General features: G+C 30.8%; 12 protein-coding genes and 1 pseudogene. 1 reads left to right on the top strand and 12 read right to left on the bottom strand.

Features of this window, described 5'->3' with window-relative positions:
• Positions 1–22 precede the first annotated feature (22 nt).
• Both N524_RS0103335 and N524_RS0103330 read right to left on the bottom strand, forming a co-directional pair.
• A complete protein-coding gene (locus N524_RS0103335; RefSeq protein ID WP_017638263.1) occupies positions 23–334 on the bottom strand; it encodes a thioredoxin family protein in 312 nt (103 codons plus the stop codon).
• Positions 335–350: 16 nt separating this feature from the next.
• Positions 351–1,427 carry a M42 family metallopeptidase gene (locus N524_RS0103330; protein ID WP_029055646.1) on the bottom strand — a complete coding sequence of 359 codons (1,077 nt, stop codon included), beginning with the start codon at positions 1,425–1,427 and terminating at the stop codon, positions 351–353.
• Positions 1,428–1,512: 85 nt separating this feature from the next.
• Here N524_RS0103330 and N524_RS0103325 point away from each other — a divergent pair, with 85 nt between their 5' ends.
• Positions 1,513–1,827, top strand: coding sequence for a PepSY domain-containing protein (locus tag N524_RS0103325; protein ID WP_037555526.1), 315 nt, complete (start codon positions 1,513–1,515; stop codon positions 1,825–1,827).
• 89 nt (positions 1,828–1,916) lie between these two features.
• Here N524_RS0103325 and N524_RS0103320 read toward each other — a convergent pair whose 3' ends face one another.
• From N524_RS0103320 to N524_RS0103275, 10 genes and pseudogenes are all read right to left on the bottom strand, one after another.
• Positions 1,917–2,753, bottom strand: coding sequence for a YtnP family quorum-quenching lactonase (locus N524_RS0103320; RefSeq protein ID WP_037555524.1), 837 nt, complete (start codon positions 2,751–2,753; stop codon positions 1,917–1,919).
• Positions 2,754–3,155: 402 nt separating this feature from the next.
• A complete protein-coding gene (locus N524_RS0103315) occupies positions 3,156–3,917 on the bottom strand; it encodes a class I SAM-dependent methyltransferase (protein WP_029055643.1) in 762 nt (253 codons plus the stop codon).
• Between the two features lie 18 nt (positions 3,918–3,935).
• Positions 3,936–4,601 carry an iron-sulfur cluster repair di-iron protein ScdA gene (gene scdA, locus N524_RS0103310; protein WP_029055642.1) on the bottom strand — a complete coding sequence of 222 codons (666 nt, stop codon included), beginning with the start codon at positions 4,599–4,601 and terminating at the stop codon, positions 3,936–3,938.
• A 247-nt stretch (positions 4,602–4,848) separates the two neighbouring features.
• Positions 4,849–5,514, bottom strand: a complete 666-nt coding sequence (gene trmB / locus N524_RS0103305; RefSeq protein ID WP_017638269.1) for a tRNA (guanosine(46)-N7)-methyltransferase TrmB — start codon at positions 5,512–5,514, stop codon at positions 4,849–4,851.
• 12 nt (positions 5,515–5,526) lie between these two features.
• The gene (locus tag N524_RS0103300; RefSeq protein ID WP_017638270.1) at positions 5,527–6,318 is read right to left on the bottom strand and encodes a phosphotransferase family protein; all 792 of its coding nucleotides are present in this window, start codon (positions 6,316–6,318) and stop codon (positions 5,527–5,529) included.
• A 359-nt stretch (positions 6,319–6,677) separates the two neighbouring features.
• Positions 6,678–7,526, bottom strand: a complete 849-nt coding sequence (gene dat, locus N524_RS0103295; protein WP_017638271.1) for a D-amino-acid transaminase — start codon at positions 7,524–7,526, stop codon at positions 6,678–6,680.
• Between the two features lie 3 nt (positions 7,527–7,529).
• Entirely contained in the window at positions 7,530–8,939 is a 1,410-nt protein-coding gene (pepV, locus tag N524_RS0103290; RefSeq protein ID WP_029055641.1) for a dipeptidase PepV, read from the bottom strand.
• Positions 8,940–9,111: 172 nt separating this feature from the next.
• The gene (locus N524_RS0103285) at positions 9,112–9,537 is read right to left on the bottom strand and encodes a YtxH domain-containing protein (RefSeq protein ID WP_017638273.1); all 426 of its coding nucleotides are present in this window, start codon (positions 9,535–9,537) and stop codon (positions 9,112–9,114) included.
• 20 nt (positions 9,538–9,557) lie between these two features.
• Positions 9,558–10,250 (bottom strand): annotated as a pseudogene (locus N524_RS12725) (pseudouridine synthase).
• Positions 10,247–11,908 carry a putative polysaccharide biosynthesis protein gene (locus N524_RS0103275; protein WP_017638275.1) on the bottom strand — a complete coding sequence of 554 codons (1,662 nt, stop codon included), beginning with the start codon at positions 11,906–11,908 and terminating at the stop codon, positions 10,247–10,249. The pseudogene N524_RS12725 and the gene N524_RS0103275 overlap by 4 nt, the downstream one beginning before the upstream one ends.
• Positions 11,909–12,212: the final 304 nt, after the last annotated feature.

Genomic DNA, 12,212 nt, shown 5'->3' with positions numbered 1-12,212 from the left:
AATATATTTTTCAACTATTCAATTAAATATATTGTGCTAAAAATTGATCTATTTGTTCAATGGATTTTCTTTCTTTACCAATATAACTTCCTAGTAATTCTCCGTCTCTATAAACTAAGAAACTTGGGATACCCATAATACCATTTTCTATACAAATATCTAAAAATTGATCTCTATCTACTGATACAAATTTAAAAGATTGATATTTCTCTTCTAATTGTGGCAATTCTGGTTCTATTATCTTACAATCAGGACACCATCCTGCTGTAAATTCAAAAACTGTATTTCCTTGCTTTAATTCTTCAAATTGTTGTTCTGTTTCAAGTTGTATCATGTTTTTCACTCCTATATTACTGATATTGTAATCGTTGTATTTGTTCTTCATTTAAATTCGTAATTGATGCTTTTAATAATTGACGAGCGGCATAATAATCACGGATATCAAAAACAGCATCTGTACTATGAATATAACGTGCACATACTCCTATTACTGCTGTAGGAATACCATCATTTGCTTTATGGATTTCACCGCCATCTGTTCCTCCTGGTGACATATAATATTGATGCGGAATATCATATTGTTTTACTAAATTTAATAAATAATCTCTAAAAGTAGGTCTGAGTATCATCGTACCATCTTTGATACGAATTAATGTCCCCTCCCCTAACGCACCAGATAATTGTTGCTTGCCTTTTATATCATTTGCAGGAGAACAGTCTACTACAAATGCAATATCCGGTTGAATTAATTCTGCTGATGCTTTAGCGCCTCTTAAACCTACTTCCTCTTGTACATTGGCACCAACATATAAATCAACATCTAATTCTGTATCTTTCAGTAATTCTAATATTTCGATAGCAATGAGACAACCATATCGATTATCCCACGCTTTTGCACTATATCTATATTCTGATAACTGAGTAAATGGCGTAGCAGGTACAATTGTGTCGCCAATTTCAATACCTTTTTGTCTAACTTCTTCACTCGAACTTGCACCTATATCTAACATTAAATCTTTAATTTGAGGTGCTGCTTCATTACCAGTTCTAAAATGTTTTGGAATATTGGCAACGACACCAATAATTTCTTCGTTTTTTCTATTTTTTACTTTTAATCTTTGTCCCTGCCATATATCATTTGCTACGCCGCCTAAATTAGTAAATTGGATCATACCATTATCTGTGATATGTGTAATCATAAATCCAATCTCATCCATATGAGCTGCTATCATTACACGTTTAGCATTAGCTTTAGGTGATTTTTTCACACCATAAAACCCACCCATTTTATTATCTACAAAATGATCTACATAAGGTGTCATTTGTTCTTTCATATATGTTTTAACATCATCTTCAAATCCTGGTGCACCATGTAATTCTGTCAGATATTCCATGCGTTCTAATGTTTTACTCTCTTCAATAGTCATTTGATGTTTCACTCCTTATAATTTATTATATCATCTTCATTATGGTAAACTAATAATATGAATCATGGAAAAGGGAGATACATTAATGAAATGTTTAAATTGTAAAAATATATTAATTGTAGGTGCTTGTACGGTAGTCATTTTATCAACTGGCGTAATTGTTTACCTAAATAAGAAAAAATTTTATAATCCCGATAAGTTATTAGAAGAAGTCAAAACATACTTTATGGATGTCAAAGGTTCATATATTGTACAACAACCTCTTAACGATCCTAATATTAATGCTAATAAACCTATTTATCTTGGCGGTATCTCCGCAACTAAAAATGGTAAATTAGTAGATTATGATTTTTATGCTGATGCATATACTGGTGAAGTTTTAAATATTATCGAATTATAAAATTAAAATTTACATAAAAATGATAGGTTATAGTTAGTTCATTATAGTATCACTTTTCTTAATGAACTAAACTATAACCTTTTTTCAACTTAATACTGACGATATGAACGTTTGATAGATGATGTAATTGAATGATCCTTGTAATTATATTTAACTGCGAAATAGTTTTCGTCATGATAATAGAGGAACCAGTAATCATTTAAAACATAATAAGGTATGAGTCTTTCTTTTTCACGAATTGAAGTCATTGGGTAATCATCGTACGCGGTAACCCATAATGGATTTTGGTGTGCTACTGTTGGGAAGATGTCAGCCATATGCACAGCTTTTTCTCCTTCACTTTCAATAGTAACTATAGAGTGACCAAAGCTATGACCACCAGTGTGTATCATTTTAATTCCTGATACCGGTTCAATCTCTTTATCAAATAAAATAATATTGTCCTGATAATCACCTTGATTCTTTTCCCAATACGTCGCTTTACTACGTATATTAGGCGCTAAGAATTCATGCCATTCATCTTGTTGAATATAATGAGTAGCATTTTTGAATCGTGCATTTCCATTTGAATCAGTTAGTCCAGCAGCATGATCATAGTGTAAATGTGTCATTAACACAATATCAATATCATCAAGCGTTAAACCAAAATATTGTAATTCTTCTTTTATAAAGCCTTCTTGAGTTACGCCATAATTTCTTTTTTGTTTGTCAGTTAATTTACCATTACCTACACCTGCATCGATTAAAATATTATATTGAGGATGTTGAATAAGAATTGGATGTGTTGGTGTATGAACTTGATTCTTATCATTCATACTATACTTTCTAGTCCATAATGGTTTAGGTACAACGCCAAATATGGCACCTCCATCAATATGAGTATTACCCCCATTAATATCGTTAATAGTTAATTCTCCTAATTTCATAAAAAGACACCTTCCCACTCATTTACTAAATTTACTCTTATTAACAAATTTAATACAATAACGTATATATAGCAATTAATGTTAAAGTTCTTATTGCGCATTTTAAAGCAATTAAATATATGGAGGACAATAATGCAATATAAACATAATAAGATTATTCTGTTGTTTACGACAATTTTTATTATTATTGAACTCATTCTTATTTATTCAACGTCAATTGTTTCATCAAATTTAGGTTATAACATCATCATCTTGTCCAATTTAATACCATTCATAAGTATGATGTTCTTAAAAAGTAAAAAATAAGACAAGACCCTTTTGATGGGTTTTGTCTTATTTTAAATGATTTCTTTAACCTTACATCTTTATCTATGTTAAGGTTATCAATCGTTTTAATTTTAACTATTTTTTAATAGCATGAACAATATAATTCATATTTGATTTATGTTTGCGCATTGTTTTAAACATAGTTATAAACATATGACGGTTTTCTTTTTTAAATGCATTTTTTAAAATTTTTAAAGTTCCTAGTAAACCCTCATCTCTTAACATGCCAACTGGTGACATCAATGATAATGGTCCTATTTTTGATTCAACTTGTGAAAATCCTGCATCTTTAAATAAACTATACCAAATTTCTGGCGTTAAAGGCGTCACTTTCATATTGATTGCTTTACTCAATTCATTAACTATAACGTCCTCATTATCTCGATTTATAATAGCAATATCGTGTGTAAGTACAATTCCATTAGGTTTAAGTACACGATAATATTCTTTTAATACTTTTTCTTTAACCTTATAAGGTAACATTGTTAGCATTGCTTCGTTTAAAATAATATCGAAACTTTCATCTTCAAAAGGTAAATCCATCGCATTTGCTTGTGTTAGATGAATATAGTCATTTAAATCGTTTTTATCTACGTTTTGTTGGCCAACTTGTAATGCTGCTTTATTTAAGTCAACTGCTTCAATTTGGCATTGGTATTTTTGAGCTAATTCAATAGACGTTGTACACATATTACATGCAACTTCTAAAACACGTTTATCATTTGAAAAACAACCTTTATCAATTAACCAATTGGTAGCTAAAATTCCACCTGGACGTAAACGTTTTTTCCCGAGTTGAGCTAAAAATGTGTGACCTGCTACTTTTTTACCATATATTAAACACCCTTTCTTTAATTAAAATTTATTAAATAAGACATGGTTTTCAAGATGAACATGTTCATGTGTTTCACGCTCTAAATTTTCAAGACGATCATATACGAGTCTCCAAGTTTGGCACGCTTCACTAGGTGCTTGATATTGATTAGTTAGTACTCTCATATCCTCTAATAATTGTCCAGTTTGTGTATGGTCATTAACTAGGCTTTCTATAATTTTCGAAGCATCATCAACGTGTTCCCCTCGTGAAATTTTGATTAATGCTGGAAAGTCGTGATTATCTTCTTCATCCATATGCTCAAGCATTACATCTCTATATTGACGATATAAATTTTGCAATTCAATTAAAAATGGATGGTTAGGTCCATGTACCTTAGCTACTTTTGTAACGTATGGAGATAGATTTTTAAATTCCTCACGCATCGTTTCATGATAACGAGACTGTATATATTGAATTAATGATGGCACATCAAGATATTTAACATTGATATTACCTTGTGATTCATTAGGTAACTGGTTAATTTCATCTAAGATAGTTTGTACATCAACTTTTTTATTTTCAACGGCTTGCTCAATTGAAATATTGCCTCCACAACAAAAATCGATACCATATTTTCTGAAAATATCGGAACTTAATGGCATGTCGGTTACGACGTCAGCAACAATTGTATCTTTATTAATCATTTTTATTCCTCCCTTGATCACTTTTAATTATACTAAATAATAATCATTATCAATTACTTTTGTGAAATTATTCACTTATTTGTCGAAAAGATATTACAAAATTTTGAAAGTCAATTTTTTTAAAAAGTTAAAATAATATTAATGAAATTTATCCTAATAACTAAAATAATGTCGCTAGTATTAATTTGAATAATTAAACTTGGACAAAATAAAACCTGAGACATCAATAAATGTCTCAGGCTTATAATCATATATTATCAGTATTTGGCTGAATATTATTATGAAATTTTGCTTCCATTCGATATATTCTAGAACCCTTATCCGAAAACTTCTGTTCGTATTCGGTAAGGATATTATCCTCATCGTCTTCTTCGTGAAGGTTTAAATTCATCTTTGTAAAGTACATTCCGAATTGAGACATACTTTCTAAACTAAAGGCAAAAAGACCTCTATTATCAGTTTTAAAGTGAATTTCACCATCATCAATTAAAATTTGTTTATAAAGCGCTAGATATGTATGATAAGTCAATCTACGTTTAGCATGACGTCTTTTTGGCCAAGGATCAGAAAAGTTTAGATATATTCTAGAAACTTCCCCATCTTTAAAATATTCATTAAGTTCTATCGCATCATTACAAATCATTTTGAGATTTGTTAAGTTTTGCTCTTTTACTTTATCAAGCACTTTATACATAACACTCTTTTCACGTTCCATTGAAATAAAGTTAATCTCTGGATGTTGTGCGGCAAGTGTAGTGATAAATTGTCCCATACCGGAGCCAATTTCTATATAAATAGGTTGCTTCTTATCAAACCATTCTTCTATATGTCCAGCATGTGAACCATCCATATCTACTAAATCTGGATGGTCCTTTAAATAATCTTCCGCCCATGGTTTGTAGCGAACTCTCATAATCAAATCTCCTTAAATAAATAAGTTACTATTCATAACTTCATTTAAAAATTCAAGCCATGTATTCATATCTTTAAAACGTTTCTGTTCTTCATACCATTGAACCATACCAATTGATTGAATCACAGTGTACCATTTCATACGTTTATTCAAGTTCAAACTTTCTTGTACGCCGTAAGTTTCGAACCATTTAGACCATTTCTTCTCGGGAACGTAATTGTAAAGCAGCATTCCGATATCAATAGCTGGATCTGCAATCATTGCACCTTCCCAGTCTACTAAAAATAGTTCGTCTCTATCAGATAACAACCAATTATTATGATTAACATCACCATGTACGACAGTAAAGAAACGAGAATCTAAATTTGGTATATGCTCTTCTAAATATGTTAATGCTTTTCTAACAACATGATGTGTTAACACTTCTCTAGATAAAGAGGCATTAATTTTATTAAGCATAATCTCTGGCGTAATAGGTTCCATTTCCATTCTTTTTAACATTGTAAGTAATGGTTTAGAATTGTGGATTTTTTTTAATATTTTGGCTACTCTAGGTTGATGCATTTCGTTCGCACTTAATTCGCGACCGTTTTTCCAATGCTGCGCCGTAACTACTTCGCCGGTTTCTATTCTTTTTGTCCAAACAAGTTTAGGTACAATACCCTCTGCAGATAAAGCTGCAATAAAAGGATTCGTATTTCGTTTTAAAAACAACTTTTGTCCATCTTGTTCAGCCATATAGGCCTCTCCAGAAGCGCCTCCAGCTGAATCTAATGTCCACCCTAACTGATAAAACTGCTCCAACACGTTCACCTCACTTTCAATTAGAAAATGGCTCCAGAAATATGTTTTCAAGAGCCATATATTCTAATTTATATAAACCGTATAGTCGCTCTACACGCTTGTTAAAATTTATTTTACAGTTTTTGTGAGTTGGCTATTTCGTATATTTTTGTCCCTAAAAATACGCTTGAAAATTGCGTCCTCATTTAATATCACTCATAGAAGATTTTATAATTTTTACCATCATATTTCAACTAAAAATGAGAAACTAAAAGACACATTTTACTAGTCCGCTCATTAAATATTTATAAAACTACTTTGAATTAGATTATAACATATTTAGAGTGAGATAGTTGTGGAAATTTTGATAAATATTCAACTTATATACTATGTGTTTCTATATACTGATTGAATCCTTCTTGTAATTGTCGCGTAACAGTGCCTACTTTACCATCTCCGACATCTTCCCCATCAATTTTAACTACTGGCATAACTTCAGCAGACGTACTTGAAATAATAACTTCATCTGCATTTTTTAAGAAATCAACAGTAAACGTTTCTTCAATAAATGGAATATTTTTATCTTCAGAAATCCATTTAATGACTCTTCTCGTAATTCCGTTTAAAATAAAATTATTTATAGGATGTGTATATATTTTTCCATCTTTAATGGCGTATACGTTACTTGAAGCACCTTCTGTTACAGTTTCTCCACGATGTTGAATCGCTTCACTAGCATTGTATTTAACAGCAAATTCTTTAGCTAAAACATTACCTAATAGGTTTAAACTTTTAATATCACAACGTAACCAACGAATATCTTCTGTTGTCATAGTATAAATACCATTTTCTAAATCTTCATATGGTCTATCATAACTTTTCGTAAATGCCATGATAACCGGTTTTACTGGTGGTGTTGGGAATGAATGTTCACGAGGTGCAACACCACGTGTAGCTTGAATATAAATACCGCCATTTTTAACATCATTTACTTCTAAGAGTTTACGAACTAATTCAATTAATTCATCAACTGTATAAGTAAGATCTAATCCAATTTCGTTAGCACTTCTTAAAAATCTCTCGAAATGTTCTTTTACAGTAAATAGTTTACCTTCGTAAGCACGAATATATTCGTAAATTCCGTCACCAAAAACATATCCTCTATCTTCGTATGATACTTTAGCTTCATCTTGATTTAAAAATTCACCATTAATAAAAACTTTTGTCATAAATTATCCCTCCACACATAATGAGTATAACGCTTCAAGGTATATACTCGTTGCATTAAATAGTTGTTTTTTCGTGATGTATTCATTTTTCTGATGCATTAAGTCTTCTGAATCATTAAACATTGCCCCAAAAGCGACACCTTTGTCTAGGTTTCTGGCGTATGTGCCTCCACCTATTGTGTATGGCTCTGTCATATCTCCAGTTTGGTTTCTATATGCAGTTACTAATTTTTGAACAAAAGGATCATTTTTATCTACATAGTGTGGTTTTTGAACTTTACCCATTTCTACTCTAAATCCTAATGGTTTAATTTCATTAGTAAAACGTTCTATAGCTTCTTCAAATTCAAAACCTTGCGGATATCTTAAATTTATTCCAAATCGGCCAGCATTTTCATTATCATAATTGATAACACCTATATTAGTAGTAACTTCGCCCATAATATCAGTATGGAATTTCATACCCATTTTTTCACCAAAATGAGAAACATGTAAATATTGATTACTAAAGTTTACAAAGTCTTTAGCACTTTTATTTAAGTTTAATGTAGCTAAAAATTCTAATAGATATAAGCCAGCATTTACACCTAATGAAGGATCCATACCATGAACAGCTTTACCTTCAATAGTTAAAATAAGAATTCCACTCTCAACTGTGCTTTCACCTTGTAATTGATTTGATTCTATAAAATATTCAAAGTTTTGAATAACATCAGTCATGTTTTCTTTAACTAAAACTTTAGCTTCAGCATGATCTGGAACCATGTTATAACGTTGTCCAGAATTAAATGAAATTAATTCATAATCTGGTTCATCTACATCTTCAGCCATTTCATTTTGAACTAAATCAAATGTAGTGATACCTTTCTCACCATGAATAGCAGGAAATTCAGCATCTGGTGCAAATCCTAGTGCAGGCATTTCCTCCGTTTGGAAATAACGGTCTGTACATTTCCAATCTGATTCTTCATCAGTTCCAATAATAATATGAATTCGTTTCTTCCAGTCGACCTTCATATCATTTAAAATCTTAACTGCATAATAAGCTGCTATTGTAGGTCCTTTATCATCTAGTGTACCCCTTGCTATGATTGACTGGTCTGTAACAACTGGGTCAAATGGATTTGAATCCCAACCGTCACCAGCAGGTACTACGTCGACGTGGCAAAGAATACCTAAGAGATCGTCACCGTTACCCGCTTCTATACGTCCGGCAATATGCTCTACGTCATGAGTAGAAAATCCATCTCTTTCAGCCAATTTATACATATAGTCTAATGCTTCTCTAGGTCCAGGTCCTACAGGCGCATCATCACTAGCTTTACTGTCATCTCTTACACTTTCAATCGACAACAAACCTTTTAAATCTTCAATTATTTGGTTTTCGTATTCTTGAACTTTTTCTTTCCACATTCGAATTCGACTTCCTTTTTTATAAGTTATTTACTATTTTACATGAAGTTACAAGGAAACTACAGTAAGACGTCAGAAATATTACGAAATTTTCTAAATTTTTATAACTAAATAAAACCCTATGTACTATCTCTTATTGGAAATAGTACATAGGGTTTCAAGTTAACCAATATTATTTGTTATCATCTAACGCATTTTTATTATTTTTTAAGTCATCTTCTGAAACGACACGTAAATTATTATTTACTGTTGCGCCACCTTCATCATCAAACTTACCTTCGTCTAGGTCGTCTTCTTTTTTATCATCTAAGTTTGTGAATTTAGTTTTTTCTTCTTCTAAGAAAGCTTTAGGGTCATTTTTTAATCTTTCTGCATAACCTTTAGGATCGTTTTTCACGTCTTGAATTGTTTCATTAGCTTTCGTACTTAATTGATTAGCTAAATCTTTAGCATTTGCTTTGTATGATTCTGGATCTTCTTTATATTGATTATACTGTTCTTTTAATTTATCTCTACTTTCTTTACGAGATAATAATACTGCTGCTGCAGCGCCGCCTAAACCTAGAACTACTCTAAATAAATTTGTACCTTTTGCCATAAATTACACCTTCTCTTTCTTTAGTTTAACAATAATTTAAAATCATTTTCTGTTAATAAACGATATTCTCCTAATTCGAGTGTTTCATCTAACTCTAAATTAGCTATTTTAATACGTTTTAATTTTAATACCTCATTTTCTATCTCATGAAACATTCTTTTTACTTGGTGGTATTTACCTTCATATATGGTAACACGTGAGAGCTTGTTTTCAATTATTTCTAATTGAGCTGGCTTCACCTTTCCATCAGAAAGTTCTATACCTTTTTCGAATAATTTAATATCATTTTCCGATATGGAATTTTGAGACACAACTTCATAAGTTTTAGGAACGTGTTTATGAGGACTCATCAAATCATGATTAAATTGCCCATCATTAGTAATAAGCAATAAACCTTCTGTATCTTTATCTAATCTACCGACAGGGAAAATCCCCAAGTGTTGATACTCAGGGATTAAATCAATGACGGTTTTATCTTTGTCATCTTCAGTGGCAGAAATGACACCACTTGGTTTATTTAACATAATATAAATTTTATCAATATATTTAATAACTTACTCATTAACTTTAACTATATCTACTTCAGGATTGATATGGGTTTTTGGTGATTTAGTCACGCTATCATTAACTTTCACATGACCTTTTTTCAAGTTTTGTTTAACTTCGTTACGTGTGCCAATCCCCATATTAGCTAAAAATTTATCAATTCTCATCGTAAGAACCCAACTTTACGTCTAATTTTTTCAGGTATTTCTCCTAAAAATTCATCAGCAAATTTAGTTTTTATTGTAATTCCACCATAAATTGCAGCACCTACGATAACACCAGCAATAATAATAATTAGATATCCTACTTTACTTGGTGCTAAGAATAGCTTACCAATAAAGAAGACAAGTTCTACACCTATCATCATAATGAATGAATACAAGAATATTTTTCCAAAATGAATCCAACTATAGCTGAACTTAAATTTGGCATATTTCTTTAAGATAAAGAAGTTGCAACCAATTGCGAATAATAATGCAATTGACGTACTAAGTACTGCACCTGGTGTACGTAATAACATAATTAGAGGATAGTTTAATATCAACTTAATAGCCACTGCACCCAAGATCACATATACAGTTAACTTCTGTTTATCAATACCTTGTAACATTGAAGCCGTCACACTTAATAATGAAATTAAAATTGCTACTGGAGCATATATGAATAACAATCTACTACCATCAAAGTTAGGGTCATGACCTTGAACAACTGGATCGTAGCCATAGAAAACTGTAAATAATGGTTGAGCTAATGCCATAATTCCTATACTAGCAGGAACAGTAATAAACATAAGCACTCCAATAGATGTTCTTATCTGTCTATGCATTTCATGCAATCGACCTTCTTCGTATGTCTTAGTAATATAAGGTATTAAACTTACTGCAAAACCAGCACTTAAAGATGTAGGAATCATTACTATTTTATTTGTTGACATATTCAACATATTAAAGAAAATATCTTGTAATTGTGAAGATACGCCTACAATAGATAAAGCTCCGTTATGAGTAAATTGATCGACTAAATTAAATAACGGGAAGTTTAAACTCACAATTACAAATGGAATACTATATTTTATAATTTCTTTATACATATTTCCGTAAGATACATTTATATCTGTGTTATCTGATAAAACCATTTTATCAATATGTTTCTTACGTTTTCTCCAGTAATACCATAATGTGAAAATACCTGTTATCGCACCAATAGCTGCTGCAAACGTAGCTATACCATTAGCCATTAATACAGTGCCATTAAAGACATTTAACACTAAATAACTTCCAACTAAAATGAATATTACACGTGCAATTTGTTCTGTAACTTCTGATACTGCTGTTGGTCCCATAGATTTATAACCTTGGAATATACCTCTCCAAGTTGCTAGTACTGGTATAAATATAACAACCATACTTATAATTCTAATAATCCATGTAATATCAGCAACTGACCAACCGTTTTTATCTGATGCATTACGTGATAGTGTTAATTCTGAAATATATGGTGCTAGGAAGTATAATAGTAAAAATCCTAGAATACCAGTTATACTCATCACTATAAAACTTGATTTATAAAACTTCTGACTTACTTTGTATGCACCTAAAGCATTGTATTTAGCAACATATTTTGAAGCTGCTAACGGTACACCAGCTGTTGCTACAGCTATTGCAATATTATATGGCGCATAGGCATAAGTAAACGGTGCCATATTTTCTTGTCCACCAATTAAATGGTTAAACGGAATAATAAATAGAACACCTAGAACTTTCGTAATTAATATACTAAATGTAATTAAGAAGGTCCCACGAACCATTTCTTTACTTTCGCTCATTAACTATCTTCCTATCTTTAAAAGTTTATTAAAGTTATTTAACTTCATATCTTATTCATTATTATTAGCTTACATTAATATAAAATATATCACAAAAACTATTTGTGTTAATTGATTTTATCATATTTTTATTAGTAAACACGCTTTTGATAAAATAAAAAGCAATCTCAAATCTTAGCTAGTCGATTTTTATGTATGATACTTCAAGTTTCCTATTATAATTCTCATTTTATTCATTGTCATCTAATTATACAACTTCTATAGCATATATTTTTCTATTCAGATACAATAGTGATGAATATTT

It is taken from the genome of Staphylococcus sp. URHA0057 (genome assembly GCF_000620265.1).
In the GTDB taxonomy this organism is placed as follows: domain Bacteria; phylum Bacillota; class Bacilli; order Staphylococcales; family Staphylococcaceae; genus Staphylococcus; species Staphylococcus pasteuri.
This window is presented reverse-complemented; position numbering and strand designations above follow the sequence as displayed.